At 68.7% G+C, this 16,172-nt stretch carries 14 protein-coding genes; 6 read left to right on the forward strand and 8 right to left on the reverse strand.

What is annotated here, in order from left to right; genetic code table 11:
* Positions 1–29: 29 nt before the first annotated feature.
* Positions 30–1,943 (reverse strand): acyl-CoA dehydrogenase family protein, encoded by a 1,914-nt coding sequence (locus BN3385_RS16690; RefSeq protein WP_059018246.1) that lies wholly within the window; start codon positions 1,941–1,943, stop codon positions 30–32.
* 101 nt (positions 1,944–2,044) lie between these two features.
* Here BN3385_RS16690 and BN3385_RS16695 point away from each other — a divergent pair, with 101 nt between their 5' ends.
* Positions 2,045–2,779, forward strand: coding sequence for a VIT1/CCC1 transporter family protein (locus tag BN3385_RS16695; RefSeq protein WP_059018248.1), 735 nt, complete (start codon positions 2,045–2,047; stop codon positions 2,777–2,779).
* Positions 2,780–2,797: 18 nt separating this feature from the next.
* Here the strand turns inward: BN3385_RS16695 and BN3385_RS16700 are convergent, their stop codons facing one another.
* From BN3385_RS16700 to BN3385_RS16710, 3 genes are read right to left on the reverse strand one after another with little or no spacing between them, the layout of a single operon-like run.
* The gene (locus tag BN3385_RS16700) at positions 2,798–3,673 is read right to left on the reverse strand and encodes a TIGR03619 family F420-dependent LLM class oxidoreductase (RefSeq protein ID WP_059018250.1); all 876 of its coding nucleotides are present in this window, start codon (positions 3,671–3,673) and stop codon (positions 2,798–2,800) included.
* A 33-nt stretch (positions 3,674–3,706) separates the two neighbouring features.
* Complete coding sequence (locus tag BN3385_RS16705) at positions 3,707–4,918, reverse strand: MFS transporter (RefSeq protein WP_059018251.1); 1,212 nt, start codon at positions 4,916–4,918, stop codon at positions 3,707–3,709.
* A gap of 37 nt (positions 4,919–4,955) precedes the next feature.
* The gene (locus BN3385_RS16710; RefSeq protein ID WP_059018253.1) at positions 4,956–5,405 is read right to left on the reverse strand and encodes a MarR family winged helix-turn-helix transcriptional regulator; all 450 of its coding nucleotides are present in this window, start codon (positions 5,403–5,405) and stop codon (positions 4,956–4,958) included.
* Positions 5,406–5,516: 111 nt separating this feature from the next.
* On the opposite strand from BN3385_RS16710, the gene BN3385_RS16715 reads away from it, so the two are divergent.
* Positions 5,517–7,586, forward strand: a complete 2,070-nt coding sequence (locus tag BN3385_RS16715) for a DUF2232 domain-containing protein (protein WP_059018255.1) — start codon at positions 5,517–5,519, stop codon at positions 7,584–7,586.
* Entirely contained in the window at positions 7,583–8,401 is an 819-nt protein-coding gene (locus tag BN3385_RS16720; protein ID WP_059018258.1) for an energy-coupling factor transporter transmembrane component T family protein, read from the forward strand. The genes BN3385_RS16715 and BN3385_RS16720 overlap by 4 nt, the downstream gene beginning before the upstream one ends.
* On the opposite strand, the gene BN3385_RS16725 is transcribed toward BN3385_RS16720, so the two are convergent.
* From BN3385_RS16725 to BN3385_RS16735, 3 genes are read right to left on the reverse strand one after another with little or no spacing between them, the layout of a single operon-like run.
* Positions 8,398–9,666, reverse strand: a complete 1,269-nt coding sequence (locus BN3385_RS16725) for an ABC transporter substrate-binding protein (RefSeq protein ID WP_059018259.1) — start codon at positions 9,664–9,666, stop codon at positions 8,398–8,400. The two genes, BN3385_RS16720 and BN3385_RS16725, sit on opposite strands and share 4 nt — an antisense overlap.
* Positions 9,663–10,475 (reverse strand): carbohydrate ABC transporter permease, encoded by an 813-nt coding sequence (locus BN3385_RS16730; RefSeq protein WP_059018261.1) that lies wholly within the window; start codon positions 10,473–10,475, stop codon positions 9,663–9,665. Before BN3385_RS16730 ends, BN3385_RS16725 begins: the two co-directional genes overlap by 4 nt.
* On the reverse strand, positions 10,462–11,334 hold the full coding sequence (locus tag BN3385_RS16735) for a carbohydrate ABC transporter permease (RefSeq protein WP_059018263.1): 873 nt from the start codon (positions 11,332–11,334) through the stop codon (positions 10,462–10,464). The genes BN3385_RS16730 and BN3385_RS16735 overlap by 14 nt, the downstream gene beginning before the upstream one ends.
* A gap of 46 nt (positions 11,335–11,380) precedes the next feature.
* Between BN3385_RS16735 and BN3385_RS16740 the strand changes: the two genes are divergently transcribed.
* The 3 genes from BN3385_RS16740 to BN3385_RS16750 are packed head-to-tail and all read left to right on the forward strand — an operon-like array spanning position 11,381 to position 15,104.
* Positions 11,381–12,895 carry a TldD/PmbA family protein gene (locus tag BN3385_RS16740; protein WP_059022044.1) on the forward strand — a complete coding sequence of 505 codons (1,515 nt, stop codon included), beginning with the start codon at positions 11,381–11,383 and terminating at the stop codon, positions 12,893–12,895.
* Positions 12,892–14,253, forward strand: a complete 1,362-nt coding sequence (locus BN3385_RS16745; RefSeq protein WP_059018264.1) for a metallopeptidase TldD-related protein — start codon at positions 12,892–12,894, stop codon at positions 14,251–14,253. Before BN3385_RS16740 ends, BN3385_RS16745 begins: the two co-directional genes overlap by 4 nt.
* An 8-nt stretch (positions 14,254–14,261) precedes the next feature.
* The gene (locus BN3385_RS16750; RefSeq protein WP_059018267.1) at positions 14,262–15,104 is read left to right on the forward strand and encodes a carboxymuconolactone decarboxylase family protein; all 843 of its coding nucleotides are present in this window, start codon (positions 14,262–14,264) and stop codon (positions 15,102–15,104) included.
* Here BN3385_RS16750 and BN3385_RS16755 read toward each other — a convergent pair.
* Positions 15,070–16,122 (reverse strand): threonine aldolase family protein, encoded by a 1,053-nt coding sequence (locus tag BN3385_RS16755; RefSeq protein WP_059018269.1) that lies wholly within the window; start codon positions 16,120–16,122, stop codon positions 15,070–15,072. The genes BN3385_RS16750 and BN3385_RS16755 overlap by 35 nt on opposite strands.
* Between the last annotated feature and the right edge of the window lie 50 nt (positions 16,123–16,172).

Consider the following 16,172-nt stretch of genomic DNA (forward strand, 5'->3'; position numbering starts at 1 on the left):
TCAGCTGTGTTTTGTCAAAATTGTCAAAACTAGGCGAGGTGCTCCGGGTGCAGCATCTCCGCGTAGCGCAGCTGCTCAGGAATCCCGAACCCGTCGACGAGGGCTTCGGCGTAGGGCCGCAGCGCCCGGCAGCGTTCGTTGATGCCCCGGGTGACGGCCTTGGCCCGCTCGGTGGACAGATACCGGTGCTCGATGAACCAGGCCTTGTCCGCGTCGATCACCGACAGTGCGTACAGGTCGCAGACCATGCCCAGCACCCGGCGCGCCTCGGCGTCCTCACAGGCGTCGATACCGGCGACGAATGCCTCGAGCACGATCCGGTCGATGTGGGCCTGCGCGGTGTGCAGCACGTGATCCTGCACGGCGTTGAACGCGTCGAAGGCCGACATCTCCTTGGACTTGCGCTGCAGCCGGCGGGCCACCGAGGACAGCAGGTATTGCTCGCGGTCCTCGAACATGTTGACCTGGGTGCCCCGGTTGAACAGGCTGCCCTCCTCTTCACTGTCCTGGCGGGTGTCGAGGATGGTCTGCATGATCGTTTCGGCCGCAGTCCTTTTCAGTACCCGGTCACCGGCGAAGTTGGCCGCGAAGCGCACCCATTCGACCGGGCTCATGCCCTTGATGTCATCGGCGTAGGCGGTCAGCAGTTCCTTGGCGACCAGCTGGGTGAGCACGTGGTTGTCACCCTCGAAGGTGGTGAACACGTCGGTGTCGGCGCGCAGCGCGATCAGGCGGTTCTCGGCCAGGTAGCCGGCGCCGCCACAGGCTTCCCGGGCCTCCTGGATGGCCGCGCTGGCGTGCCAGGTGTTGGCGGCCTTGAGCCCGGCGGCCCTGGACTCCAGCTCGCGCTGCTCCTCGGCGTCGGGGTTGTCGGAGGTCTGCAGGTCATGCAGGCGGGCCACCAGCTCGTTCTGGGCGAACTGCAGCGCATACGAGCGGGCGATCAGCGGGAACAGCCGGCGCTGATGCACCAGGTAGTCCATGATCAGCACCTCGCCCTCGTCGCCCGGGGCACTGAACTGCCTGCGCTGCAACGCATATCGCACCGCGATGTCCAGTGCCACCCGGGCCGCGGCGGCCGCGCTGCCGCCGACGGTGACCCGGCCGCGGATCAGGGTGCCCAGCATTGTGAAGAACCGGCGGTTGGGGTTCTCGATCGGCGAGGAGTACGTGCCGTCGGCGGCGACGTCGGCGTACTTGTTGAGCAGGTTCTCCCGCGGTACCCGAACGTGGTCGAACATGATCCGGCCGTTGTCGACGCCCGGCAGCCCGCCCTTGTACTGACAGTCCGAGGTGGTGATGCCGGGCAGGTCGTTACCGTCCTCGTCGCGGATGGGGACGACGAAGCAGTGCACGCCGTGGCCCTCACCGCCCGTGATCAACTGGGCGAAAACAGCTGCCACCCGGGCGGTTTCGGCCGCACCGCCGATGTAGTCCTTGCGCGACGACGGGGTGGGGGAGTTGATGACGAACTCGCCGGTGCCCGGGTCGTAGGTGGCCGTGGTCTCGATGGACTGGACATCGCTGCCGTGGCCGGTCTCGGTCATCGCGAAACAGCCGAGCAGGTCGAGGTCGATGATGCGCCGCACGTAGGCCTGATGATGGCGTTCGGTGCCGAGGTTCTCGATCGCCCCGCCGAACAGCCCCCACTGCACACCGGCCTTGACCATCAGCGACAGGTCCGACATCGCCAGCATCTCGATGCGCGTCACCGCCGCACCCACGTCGCCGTTGCCACCGTGCTCCTTGCGGAAGCCGTCCTCGGCGGCGCCGGCGGCGGCCATGATCTTCAGCTGCTCGGCCACTTTCGCCCGGGCGATGGCGGTGTTCGGTGTGTAGTGCGGCCGGAACACCTCGGTGGAGAGTTCGGCACGGACCCCGTTCTTGACGTCGCGCCAGCGACCGTCGAGCGCATTACGAAGATGCTCCGCAGTGGTAGTCATACGTGAAAGTAGCCCGCTTCTTGTTCGCGCAAACGCTCTTGTGGCAAACACAGGTAAACCTGAGTCGCAGTGGCGCAGACGGCACGCGTTGAATAGCGGTCATGCCCGATCAGACCGGGGGCACCACGCAGCCTGAGGTTGCCCTTCCACACGAGATCGACCACTCGCACGCCGATGTCACCGGCGGCTGGCTGCGGGCCGCCACCTTCGGCGCCATGGACGGCCTGGTGAGTAACACCGCGCTGATCGCCGGCGTGGCCGCGAGCGCCAACGCGCAAACAGTCGTGCTCAGCGGCGTGGCCGGCCTGCTGGCCGGCGCGTTCTCGATGGCGCTGGGTGAGTACACCTCCGTCACCACCGCCAACGAGCAACTCGACTCGGAGGTGCGCGCCGAGCGGCTGGCCTTCGAACGCCATCCGCACGCTGAGCAGATCGAACTCGTCGCGATGCTGATGGACATGGGGATGACCGAGCCGACGGCCCGCAAGGCCGCCGAGGAGATCCACCTCGACGAGGACAAGGCCGTGCACTTCCACATCTCCCAGGAGCTGGGCGTGGACCCGCGCGAGAAGCCGTCGGCGATGGTGGCCGCGGTCTCCTCGTTCCTGCTGTTCGCGGTGGGGGCCATCATCCCGCTGCTGCCGTACCTGTTCGGCGTTGAGGCGCTGTGGCCGGGCTTGATCTGCGGCGGGGTGGGTCTACTGCTGGCCGGTGCCATCGCCGCCAGGTTCACCAAGGGCTCGCTGTGGTTCGGTGCCGGGCGCCAGCTCGCGTTCGGCGTCGTCGCGATCGCCGCCACCTACACCGTCGGAAAGCTCATCGGCACAGTCGTGTGACGGTGTGGCGCTAGCGGCTCACCGGCATTTGGCGACGACGGCTTCGGCGAACCGTTCGATGGGGGCGCGGTAGCGCTCGACGTCGGTGCCGTTCTCGATCTCGGGGACGGTTACCCACGGGGCGCACATCACCGCGGTGATCCCGATGTCCTCGGCCCGCTTGTACAGATCCGGGGTGGGGCGTTCCAGCAGCGCCACCATGATGTCGAAAGGTTCATCGGCGCGGCCGAATTCGCGGCGCAGCGCGGTCAGCTTCTCGACGTAGGCCACCGCGCCGTCCCAGCTGTAGGCCGTGCCGATCCAGCCGTCACACAGACCCGCCGCCCGGCGCAATGCCGCATCGGACTCGCCGCCGCACCAGATCGGAACCGGCTGCGGGGGATGGGGTTCGATCATCATCTCGGGAACCTGGTAGTAGGTCCCCTCCCAGGACACCCAGCCGCCCTGCCACAGCGCCCGCAGCGCCGGGATCATCTCGTTCAGCCGCTTGCCGCGGTTGGCGAACTCCTGGCCGAGAAGCTCGTATTCCTCACGCATCCAACCGATTCCGACGCCGAGCGACACTCGGCCGTCGGACAGCGAGGCGGCGGTGGCGACCTGCTTGGCCACCTCCACCAGCGGGCGTGCGGGTGCGACATACACCGCGTTGGAGAACCGCAGCCGGGTGGTCACCGCGGCCATCGCGCCGATCAGAACCCAGCTGTCCGGCCACGGCGTCTCCGGGGCCCAGCCGGGTTCACCGCTGGGCGATGGATACGGCGAGCGCAGCTCTCGCGGATAGATCAGGTGGTCGGCGGTGATCATGCCGTCGTAACCGGCCTCGTCGACCATGCGGGCCACCGCAGGGCCCTCGGCCGGTCGCTTCATGAACGGGGTGCCGCACCAGAACTGCATCGTTCTCCTCGGGTCCGGCCCCGCCGCGGCCGGTCAGCTGTCGCTGCCGACCGTCACCGCCGTGGCCTGATCGGTGATCTCCTCGAGCTCATCCTCCTCGAAGTCCACACCGCTCAGATGCCGACTCGTCATTCCCAGCACGCCAGCGCCGAGCAGCACCGCAGCCGCGCCCACCCAGAACGGGAGATGCGCGCCGTACCGCTCACCGAGCACACCGGCCAGCCACGGCGCCGCCGCCGCGCCACCGAAGCGCACGAAGCTGTAGGCCGCCGACGCCACGCCCCTTTCCACCGGTGCCGCCTTCATGACGGTCTCGGTGATCAGCGTGTTGTTGACGCCGATGAACAGACCCGCCACCACCACGCAGGCGGCCAGCACGGCCTTGTGGTCGGTGCCCAGCGCCATCACCACCAGTACGGCCGACATGCACAGCAGGTTGACCAGCAGCGTGGGGACGGTGCCGAAACGTGCCTGCAGCCGGGGTGCCACCACCACCGAGGTGAAGGCCAGCGCCAGGCCCCAGCCGAAGAAGATCAGCCCGATCTGGTGGGCGCTCATGTCCAGCGGGAACGGGGTGAACGCCAGCAGCGTGAAGAAGCCGAAGTTGTACAGCAGCGCGGTGATCGCGACCCCGAGCAGGCCCCGGTGGCGCAGCGCGCGGAACGGGTCGGCCAGCGTGGTGGCCCGCTGCGGGCGCGGGGTTTCCGGCAGCAACACCGCGGTGACCACCAGGGCGACGGCCATCAGCACCGAGACCCCGAAGAACGGCCCGCGCCACGAGATCGAGCCGAGCACCCCGCCGACCAGCGGGCCGACGGCGATGCCCAGGCCCAGCGCGGCCTCGTAGAGGATGATCGCCTGCGCCACCGAACCGCGCGCCGAGCTGACGATGGTGGCCAGCGCGGTCGCGATGAACAGCGCGTTACCCAAGCCCCACAGGGCCCGCCAGCCGACGATGCCCATTACGGTGTCCGACATCCCGGCCAGGCCGGCGCCGGCAATGATGATGACGAGGCCGAGCAGCAGCGTGCGCTTGGGGCCGATGCGGCTCGACACCACTCCGGTGATGAGCATGGCCACTCCCATGACGGCCATGTAGCTGGTGAACAGCAGCGACACCTGGGACGGTGTGGCATTGAGGTTGTCGGCGATCGGTTTGAGGATCGGGTCGACGAGTCCGATGCCCATGAAAGCGACGACGGACGCGAAAGCAACGGCCCAAACAGCTTTGGGTTGGCGCCACATGTGTGGCCCCTCCTAACTTCTGTTGTGCGGTCAGTGACTATTGGGGAGAGGTGTCGAGATCGCCGAGGAGGCGGTGCAGGGCACCGACGGCGTCCGACAGAATGGCGCGGTCCTCCGCGGAGAGCCGATCGATCCGCGGGTCGATCACCGCGGCGCGATCCGCACGGACCTGTGCCAGCACCCGCTGACCTTCGGCCGTGATGCGGATCCGCACGGCACGGGCGTCGTCCGGATCGGGGGTGCGGGCCACCAATCCCGCGTCCTCGAGTCGGCGCACCTGGGTGGTCATCGTCGGCTGCGAGCAGTGGTCGAGTTCGGCCAGATCCGAGATCCGCGCCTCGCCCTGGTCGTCGATCGTGCTGAGCAGCCGGGCCTGCGCCCAGGGCAGCGGTAGCCGGATGCGCTGGGTGGCCAGCCGGTTCAGTTTGGCGACGACGCTGAGCAGTTCGGAACCCAGGCCAGTGGTCTGTGGGGGCGTCGAACTCATCTCTCCATATTTACATAGATTTACTATGTTAAGCGAACCCGGTAAGGGGTGGCTTTCCTCACAGGGGCCTCGGATCGGCGACCAGGACGTCCCGACTGGCAGAATCGTGAGATGACCGCGACGCGACCGGGAGCGCTTGAGCACTCTCCCGACTCCCCGTCGCAGGCCCCCGTCAGCCGATCGATGACGCCAATCGAGATGGCGCACGCCTCGGTGATGGCCGCCCTCGCTGCAGCGTTGTCCATCCTGTCGGTGGTGATCCCGTTCGCCGGCGGGCTGTCGCTGCTGGTGACCGTGCCAATGGGGCTGCTCGGCTACCGCTATCGGCTGCGGGTCCTGGTCGCGGCCACCTTCGCCGGCAGCATCATCGCGTTCCTGATCGGCGGGATCGCCGGATTCATGGTGGTGCTCAACTGCGCGTACGTGGGCGGGCTGACCGGCATCATTAAGCGCCGCAAGCGCGGGACACCCACGGTGATCGCGGTGTCGGTGGTGGCCGGGGTGATCTCCGGGCTGTTCATCATCGCCGCCCTCACCGTGCTGGTCCGGCTGCGCACCCTGACCTTCGACGCGATGACCGCCAACGTCGACGGGGTGGTGTCGGTGATGTCGCGGTTCGAGCCGTTCCGGCCCGCCGCGCAGGACTTCAAGGCGTTCTTCAGCACCGCGCTGCAGTACTGGCCGCTGATCATCATGGTTTACGCGATCTTCTCGATCATGGTCGTCACGCTGGTCGGGTGGTGGGCGCTGTCCCGGGTGCTCGAGCGGCTGCGCGGCATCCCCGACGTGCACAAGCTGGACGTCCCCGCCGAGACGGGCCCGGTCGCGCCGGTGCCGGTGCGGCTGGCCGACGCCCGCTTCCGCTACCCGGGTGCCGACCATGACGCGCTGCGGCCCCTGTCGATGACGGTCGAGGCTGGGGAGCACGTCGCGATCACCGGGGCCAACGGGTCGGGCAAGACCACCCTGATGCTGCTGCTGTCCGGACGGCAGCCGACGTCGGGCACCCTCGAGCGTCCCGGCTCGGTCGGGCTCGGGCAGGTCGGTGGGACGGCGATCATCCTGCAACACCCCGAGAGCCAGGTGCTGGGCACAAGGGTCGCCGACGACGTGGTGTGGGGTCTGCCGCCGGGAACGCAGACCGATGTGGCCACCCTGCTCGACGAGGTCGGCCTCACCGGGATGGAGGAGCGCGACACCGGTGGGCTGTCCGGCGGTGAGTTGCAGCGGCTGGCCGTCGCGGCGGCTCTGGCCCGGCAACCCTCGATGCTCATCGCCGACGAGATCACCAGCATGGTGGACCAACGCGGGCGCGAGGGTCTGCTCACCGTGCTGTCCGGGCTGACCGAACGGCACCGGATGGCCCTGGTGCAGATCACCCACTACGCCAACGAGGCCGACACCGCCGACCGGATCGTCAACCTCAGCGAGTCGCTGGACAACATGACCATGGTCGACAGTGCGGACGCACCGACCACCACCGCCTCGGCGCACGTGCCGCGCGGCGGTGCTCCGGTGCTGGAGTTGCAGGGCGTCGGGCACGAATACGCCAGCGGCACACCGTGGGCCAAGCCCGCGCTGCGCGACGTGAACTTCACCGTCCGCGAGGGCGAGGGCCTGCTCATCCACGGCGGCAACGGATCCGGGAAGTCGACGCTGGCCTGGATCATGGCGGGGCTGATCACCCCGACCACCGGCTCCTGCCTGGTGCGCGGCCGGCCCGCTGACGAACACGTCGGGGAGGTGGCGATCGCGTTCCAGGCGGCCCGCCTGCAGTTGATGCGGGCGCGCGTCGACCTGGAAGTGGCGTCGGCAGCGGGCTTTTCGCCCGATGACAAGGCCCGGGTAGCCGAGGCGCTGGCGACCGTCGGACTGGACGCCTCACTGGCGCGCCGGCGCATCGACCAGTTGTCGGGTGGTCAGATGCGGCGCGTCGTGCTGGCCGGTTTGCTGGCCCGCTCGCCGCAGGCGCTGATCCTCGACGAACCGCTGGCCGGTCTGGACGCCGGCGCTCAGCGCGGGCTGCTGCGCCTGCTGACCGATCTGCGCCGCAACACCGGGTTGACCGTCGTGGTGATCTCGCACGATTTCGTCGGACTCGAGGAGCTGTGCCCGCAGACACTGCATCTCGACGACGGGGTGCTGGCCGCGGCCCCGACGGCGGCAGGAGGGATGGCATGACGTCCACCCGCCAGCGCCGGCCTGTGGTCCTGCTGCGCCCGACGCCGGGCACCTCGACTATCCACGAACTGTGGGCCGGCACCAAGATCCTGATCGTACTGGCGCTCTCAGCGCTGCTCGCGTTCTATCCGGGCTGGGTGCCGATCGCGTTGGTCACCGTCCTGGTCGGCGTCGCGCTGTGGCTGGCGCGTGTCACCTGGGGTGTGGTGCCGACCATCCCGAAGTGGTTGTGGCTGTTGATCTTCCTGGGCGGTGTCACCGCAGCGCTAGCGGGTGGCAGCCCGGAGATCCACCTCGGACCGCTCACGATCGGCCTGCACGGCCTGCTGAACTTCCTGCGCCTGACCGCGGTGTCCTTCCTGCTGATCGCCCTGGCCGGCCTGGTGTCGTGGACGACGAATGTCGCCGACGTCGCTCCGGCCGTGGCGAAACTGGGCCGTCCGTTCAAGGTCTTCCGCATCCCGGTCGATGACTGGGCGGTCGCACTGTCGTTGGCGCTGCGGGCTTTTCCGATGCTGCTCGACGAGTTCCGGATGATGTATGCCGCCCGGCGGCTGCGCCCCGCCCCGGTGCTGACGTCGCGGCGGGCCCGCCGCCGGCGCTGGGCCATCGAGATCGTCGACCTGCTGGCGGCCGGTATCACGGTGACGCTGCGCCGGGCCGACGAGATGGGCGACGCCATCACCGCCCGCGGCGGCACCGGTCAGATCGCGGCCGCCCCCTCGGGTCCGCGCCGCGCCGACTGGGTGGCCCTGGCGGTCACCGCCACGGTGTGTGTGCTGTCGATCGTCCTGGAACTGACCGTCTTCGGCTAGCGGGTTGCCGCGATGTTGGCCGCCCGTTGTGCGGCGGCCAGGGCGTCGGCCACCGGCGTTCGGCCCAGGAACATCTCGTCGAAGTAGGGCTTGATCGCCTGATACCCGGCCGCGAAGCCCGCTCCGCCGGGTGCGGCGATCCGCGGGCCGTCGAGCACCCGGAAGAACGGGCTGACGTCGATGCCCTTGGCCGACCAGTAGTCGAAGTAGACCTGTTGTGCGGGCAGGACGGCGGGGATGGCTGCACCGCGCCGGCCCAAGTACGCGTTGCCCGGAGTGCTGCCCAGCCAGGCCAGTACCTCGCGGACCGCACCCGGGTGCTTGCTGGCCGGATTGCCCGCGGCGGCAATGCCGTTGGTGACGCTGACCCGCCCCGCCGGGCCGATCGGAAGCATCGCCACGCCCCAGCGGAACGGCGCCTGCTCGGCGATCTGCGCCAGGTTGTAGGTGCCGGACTGGAACAGTGCCATCCGCCCGGCCAGGAACTGGTTGCGGGAGAAGTCGCCATTGCCGTTGGTGTCGGATGCCGGCGGTGCGACCTTGTCGGTGTTGATCAGGCCGACGATGTAGTCGAACGCGGTGACCGCCTGCGGGTTGTCGAAAGCGAACCGGTCGTCGGTGGCGAACACGCCGCCGGCTGAGCCGATGTAGTTGAGATAGATGCCCTGTAAGTCGTTGGCGGCGTTGTAACCCCACTGCCTGCCGTGGGTGAGGCGCTTGAGCAACGGCCGCAGGTTGTCGACGGCGGGGTCGGGATCCCACCGCAGCGTGTCGAGTTCGTTCGGGCGCACGCCGTCGGCGGCCAGCAGGTCGGCGTTGTAGTAGACGGCAATACCCGCGTCGGTCAGTTGTGGCACACCCCAGAGCACACCGTTGCGGGTGAACTGGTTGACCACCGAGCGGTCCCAGTCCGGGCCGGGTTGCAGGGCCATCAGTCGGTTGTTGTCGGCGTATTCGGCGAAGTAGGCGTTGTTGATCCAGAAGATGTCATCGGCGCCGCCGCCGGCCACATCGGTGCGCAGGGTGTCGAAGTAGCTGGCGTAGGCCACCACATTGGTGCGCACCTCGATACCGGGGTGGGTCCGGTTGAACTCGGCGAAGGAGTCGCGGTAGGCGGCGGCGACCTGCTGATCCCACAACCGCACCGTGATCACGACCTTGCCGCTGGGCTCGTCGGTGCGGCCGAGGACCCACACACAGCCGATCAGCACCAGCACCACGGCCAGCAGTGCGCCCAGCAGGAGAGTCGAAGAGCGCGGCCTCATTTCAGCCCCGTCACCACGATCGAGCGCACGATATGGCGCTGGAACGCCAGGAACAGCCCCAGCAACGGGACGATCGCCACCGTCGTCGCCGCCATCACCAGCGTCCACTGCGCGTTGTACTGCGTCTGCAGGCCCGCGGTGGCCACCGTCAGCACCCGCCAGGTGCGGCCGCTGGTGATGACCAGCGGCCACATGAACGAATTCCATTGCGAAACAACAGTGATCAACGTCAGCGTCACCAGGATCGGCTTGCTGGCCGGCAGCACCACATGCACGATCACGTCCAGGGTGTTGGCGCCGTCCAAGCGGGCGGCGTTCACCAGATCAGCCGGGATGGCCCGAAAGTACTCCCGCAGCAGGAAGATCGCGTACGGCGAGCCGAACAGGAACGGCAGCACCAGCGCCCAGAACGTGTTGCGCAGCCCGAGTTCGGCCATCATCAGATACAGCGGCACCACCGTCACCGTCGCCGGCACCATCAGGGTGGCGATGTACACCCAGAACAGGGCGTCGCGGCCGCGGAAGTTCAACCGGGCGAACGCATACCCGGCCAGCACCGAGAACACCAGTTGTGCAAGGGTGATGATCGCCGTCATCAGCGCGGTCACCGCCAGCGCCCGCCCAAACCCCGCGTCGCCCAGAGCGCCGTAGTTGGCCAGCGTCGGCGGGTTCGGCATCGACAGTGGGGTACCCGTGGCGAACTGCTGAGCCGAGGTGAACGACGTCAGCAGCCCGAGGCCGAACGGCGCCAGCGTGATCACCGCCCCGGCCACCAGGCAGCCGTAGACCAGCGCGTTACGTGAGGTCATAGCTGATCCGTCGACGGAAGTAGAGGTGCTGCACGATCGTCGCGCCGACCAGGATCACGAACAGCACCAATGCCATCACCGCGGCCCGTCCGATCGCGGCCGCCCCGAACGCCTCGGCGTAGATGCGATGCGCCACCAGGTCGGTGCGGCCCGCCGGCCCGCCGCCGGTGAGGGCGTAGACGGTGTCGAACACCTGCGCGGCGCTGACGATGCCGGTGACCGACACGAAGAACAGCGTCGGGCGCAGCATCGGCAGGGTGACATGCCAGAACCGCTGCCAGCTGGTCGCACCGTCGAGGCGGGCGGCGGCCTGGATCTGCGGCGGGATCGCCAGGATCCCGGCCAGGAAGAACAGCGTCACGTAGCCGACGTTGGTCCACACCGTCACCGCCGACACCACCGGCAGGGCCAGGCCGGGGTCGGTCAGCCACTCCACGGGCCGGCCCAGCACGGTGCTCACCGCGCCGTCGGTGGGTGCCAGGATCCAGTGCCACAGGACGGCCACCGCCAGCGGCGAGCACACCCACGGCAGCACGTAGAGGGTGCGGAACACGCCGCTGCCGGGAAGTTCGCGGGCCAGCAGCCAGGCCGCCAGCAGTCCGAGCAGAATCTGGGCGGGCACCACGATCGCGATGAACGCCAACGTCACCAGCAGCGAGTTGCCGAACCCGGGATCGGTCAGCACCGAGCGCCAATTATCCAGTCCCACATAGCGGATCGGGCCCAGCAAGTCCCAGCGGTGCAGGCTCAGCCACACCACCACCAGCATCGGCAGCAGCAGAAAACACACCACGCCGAACAGGCTCGGCGCCAACAGCGCGTACCCCAGCAGGGTGCTGCGCCCACGCCGATTACTCACCTGAGCATTAAAGCCCGTGAGCGGGGCCGCCGGTTACGGTGTAGCGGTGAGTTCTCGTGACGTCGACCCCGACTTCCTGGCCCTGCCACGTCACAAACTGGCCGACGCCGCCCTGTCCGCGGCCCGGGCCGCCGGCGCCAGCTACGCCGACCTGCGCATCCACGCGATCACCAACGAGGTGGTCCAGCTGCGCGACGGCGAGCTGGAGGCGGCGGTCACCGACCGCGAGATCGGCCTGGCGGTGCGGGTGATCGTCGACGGCACCTGGGGCTTCGCCTCGCACGCCGAACTGGCACCCGAGGTCGCCGCCGACACCGCCCGCCGGGCAGTGTCCGTCGCGACCACCCTGGCCGCGCTGAACGCCGAGCGCATCGAGCTGGCCGCCGAGCCGGTCTACTCCGATGCCACCTGGGTCTCGACGTACGCCATCGATCCGTTCAGCGTGTCCACCGCCGACAAGATCGCGCTGCTGGGGGAGTACTCCGGCCGGCTGCTGGCGTCCGACGGGGTGGACCACGTCTCGGCGATGGTCAACACCGTCAAGGAGCAGGTTTTCTACGCCGACACCTTCGGCTCGAGCATCACCCAGCAGCGGGTGCGGGTGATGCCGATGCTGGAGGCGGTGGCCGTCGACGCCGCCGCGGGCAGCTTCGAGTCGATGCGCACCCTGGCCCCGCCCACCGCGCGCGGGTGGGAGGCGGTCGCCGGTGACGAGGTCTGGGACTGGACCTCCGAGCTCGCCGAACTGCCCACCCTGCTGGCCGAGAAGACCAAGGCGCCCAGCGTCGTCGCCGGCCCCACCGACCTGGTGATCGACCCGACCAACCTGTGGCTGACGATCCACGAATCCATCGGGCACGCCACCGAATACGACCGCGCGATCGGCTATGAGGCGGCCTATGCCGGCACCTCGTTCGCCACCCCGGACAAGCTCAACACCATGCGCTACGGCTCACCGGTGATGAACGTGACCGCCGACCGTACCGTCGAATACGGTTTGGCGACAATCGGTTACGACGATGAAGGGGTGGCCGCGCAGAGCTGGGATCTGGTGCGCGACGGCATCTTCGTGGGCTACCAGCTGGACCGGGTGTTCGCCCCGCGGCTGGGCCAGGCCCGCTCCAACGGCTGCTCCTATGCCGACTCTCCGCACCACGTGCCGATTCAGCGGATGGCCAACGTCTCGCTGCAGCCGGGCGCCGAGGACCTGTCCACCGACGACCTGATCAGCCGGGTCAGCGACGGCATCTACATCGTCGGTGACAAGTCGTGGTCAATCGATATGCAGCGCTACAACTTCCAGTTCACCGGGCAGCGGTTTTTCCGGATTCGCGACGGCAAGCTGGACGGCCAACTGCGTGACGTCGCCTATCAGGCCACCACCACCGACTTCTGGAACTCCATGGAAGCCGTCGGCGGGCCCTCGACCTGGCGCCTGGGCGGGGCGTTCAACTGCGGCAAGGCCCAGCCCGGTCAGGTCGCCGCCGTCAGCCACGGCTGCCCGTCAGCCCTGTTCCGCGGTGTGAACGTGCTCAATACCCGTGAGGAGGCCGGCCGGTGATCCCCGCACAGCAGGTCGTCGAACTCGCCCTGGCCGCCGCCACTGCCGACGAGACCATCGTCATCGTCACCGACCGGGCCGAGGCGTCGCTGCGGTGGGCCGGGAACTCGATGACCACCAACGGCGTCGGAACCACCCGCACCACCACGGTGATCTCCATCGTCCGCAAGGGCAGTGCCGCCCACACCGGGGCGATCCGCACCAGTGACGTCGACCCGGCAGCGATCCCCGCCGTGGTGGCCGCCGCCGAGCAGGCGGCCCATGCCGCACCCGAGGCCCGCGACAATGCCCCGCTGCTGTCCGGTGGCAGCACACCGCAGGACTGGAACGAGGCGGTCGCCGGGACCGGGGCCGAGGTGTTCAGCGACGTCGCCGAATCCCTGACCCGCGGATTCGCCGGCACCGACAAGCTCTACGGCTACGCCCATCACCTGGTCGAGACGACGTTCCTGGCCACTTCGACGGGGGTGCGCCGCCGCTTCACCCAGCCCACCGGAACTGTGGAGATCAACGCCAAACGTGACGGCGCCAGCGCCTGGGCCGGGGTCAGCACCCCGTGGTTCACCGACGTGCCCACCGACGCCCTGCTCGACGACCTCGCCCTGCGGCTGGGTTGGGCGAAGAGGACCGTCGAGCTGCCCGCCGGCCGCTACGAGACGCTGATGCCGCCGTCGACGGTGGCCGACATGATGATCTACCTGGGCTGGTCGATGGACGGTCGGGGCGCGCAGGAGGGCCGCACCGCGCTGTCGGCGCCGGGCGGCGGAACCCGGGTGGGGGAGAAGCTCACCGACCTACCGCTCACGATGTACTCCGACCCGTTCGCGGCGGGCCAGGAGTGCGCGCCGTTCGTGCACGCCACCAGTAGCTCGGAGCGAATCTCGGTGTTCGACAACGGAATCGACATCGGCCGCGTCGACTGGATCCGGGACGGCGCCATCCACGCGCTGGCCTACCCGCGCGCGGCCGCCGCCGAGTTCGGTACGAACCCCGCGGTGCCCGCCGACAACCTGCTGATGACCGGTGGTAGCGCCGATCTGGCCGATATGGTGGCCGCCACCGAGCGGGGTCTGCTGCTGACCACCCTGTGGTACATCCGTACCGTCGACCCCACCACGCTGCTGCTGACCGGGCTCACCCGCGACGGGGTGTACCTGATCGAGGATGGCGAAGTGACCGCCGCGGTCAACAACTTCCGGTTCAACGAGAGCCCGCTGGACCTGTTGCGGCGGGCCACCGAAGCCGGTGTGGCCGAGGCGACCCTGCCGCGCGAATGGGGTGACTGGGCCACCCGCGCGGTGATGCCCACCCTGCGAATCCCGGACTTCCACATGTCCTCGGTCAGCCAGGCGCAATAATCCTGAAGATGAGCGACGATCTCGATGCTGAGCTGACCTCCCTCGTCGTGCAGTCCGCGCCCGACCAGCAGCGGCTGGTGGGGTTGATCCGCTCGACGTGCGCGACCGCACTGCAGCTGACCCCGCTGCCGTCCGAGCAGGCGGTGACCGAACCCGAGTCGGACACCGAGCGGATCGTGGCCGATTTCGCCGAACAGTTCAGCGTGGACGTCTCCGCGGTGTCGGATGCCCAGCGCGCGGCGCTCACCGGTGCGCTGGGCGCGGCGAGCTTCGGGGCGGTGATCCAGATGTTCGTCGCCGACTTCCTGCCGCGGGTCCGCAACGGGCTGGAGGTACTGGGGCAGCCGATCCCGTGGCTGCCCGAGTCGCCGCGCTGGGACGCCGGCATCGACGTCGGCGACGTGGTGTTCAACCGGCTGCTGCCCGGGGTGGCCCGGCTGCGGGCACTGGATCCGGTGACCTCCGAGGTGGTGCGGCTGCGCGGCGCGGCCCAGCACAACTGCCGGCTGTGCAAGTCGCTGCGCGAGGGCAACGCGCTGGACGCGGGTGGTTCGGAAACCCTCTACGAGGACATCGAGCACTACGAGAACTCGGCGTTGCTCTCCGATGCGCACAAGGCCGCCCTGCGCTATGTCGACGCGCTGATCTGGTCGCCGGCCCGGATCAGTCCCGCGGTGGCGGCCGGGGTGCGCGAGCACTTCACCGCCGAGCAGGCCCGCGAGCTCACGCTGGATGTGATGCGCAACGCCAGCAACAAGATTGCGGTGGCGCTGGCTGCCGACGCCCCCCGGGTTGCCGAGGGCACCGAGCGTTATCTCATCGACGCGGACGGTCAGACGCAGTACGCCTGAGCACGCCGAGTGCGGCGTCGACGTCTTCGTCGGTGGTGGCCCACGAGCAGACGAACCGCACCGCCGGTTTGTGCGGGTCGGGGACGTGGACGACGAAGTGCTCGCGAATCGCACGCAGGGTGTGCGGGTCCAGCTCGACGAACACCTCGTTGGCGTCGGCGGGGGAGGCCAGCGGCAGACCGAGATCGGTCATGCCGGTGGACAGCCAGGCTGCCATCGCATTGGCATGGGCAGCCGCTCGCAGCCACTCGCCGTCGGTCAGCATGGCGTCGAATTGCGCTGATACGTAACGATGTTTACTGGCGAGATGGCCGATCTGCTTCTGGGTGAACTCGATACCGGTGAAGTGTTCGGGGCGACGCACCAGAATGGCGTCGCCGAACATCATGCCGATCTTGGTGCCGCCGACCGTCACGATATCGGCGTCGGCGATGGCTTCGGCCGGTGTAACGCCTAGAGCGGCAATGGCATTGGCGATCCGGGCGCCGTCGACGTGGACCAGCAGATCCAGGCTGTGGGCATGCTTGACGAAAGCCGCCAGGGCATCGGGCTGCCAGACCCGGCCGTTCTCGGTGGACTGGGTGATGCTGACAATGCGCGGCTGGGAATGGTGCACCTCACCGCGGCGGGTGATCCGCCGGGTCAGCAGCTCCGGGTCAATGATGCCGTCGTCGCTGGGCAGTGGGACCAGGCTGGCGCCGGAGATGCGGACCGGGCCGCCGGCCTCATCCATCAGGGAGTGCGCGATATCGCTGCACAGGATTTCGTCCCAGGGGCGTACCGCTGCGGACAGCGCAATGATGTTGGCGGCGGTGCCGGTGAAGGCGAACAGCACTTGGGCCTCCGGCGCCTCGAACGTTTCCCGGATCCGCTCGCTGGCCCGGTGGGTGATCGGGTCGGCGCCGTAGGAGGACAAAGCGCCGTGGTTGGCGGCGATCACGGCATTGAGTGCGGCCGGATGTGCGGGGGCGGCGTTGTCGGAAGCGAAGGCGGCGGACGTGTGCGGCACAGGTTTCATCGTTACACCCGGATTCGGAGTGAGGGAAACGCTCGACCATCCCGACCGCC

This window comes from Mycobacterium sp. M26, from assembly GCF_001494595.1.
In the GTDB taxonomy this organism is placed as follows: Bacteria; Actinomycetota; Actinomycetes; order Mycobacteriales; family Mycobacteriaceae; genus Mycobacterium.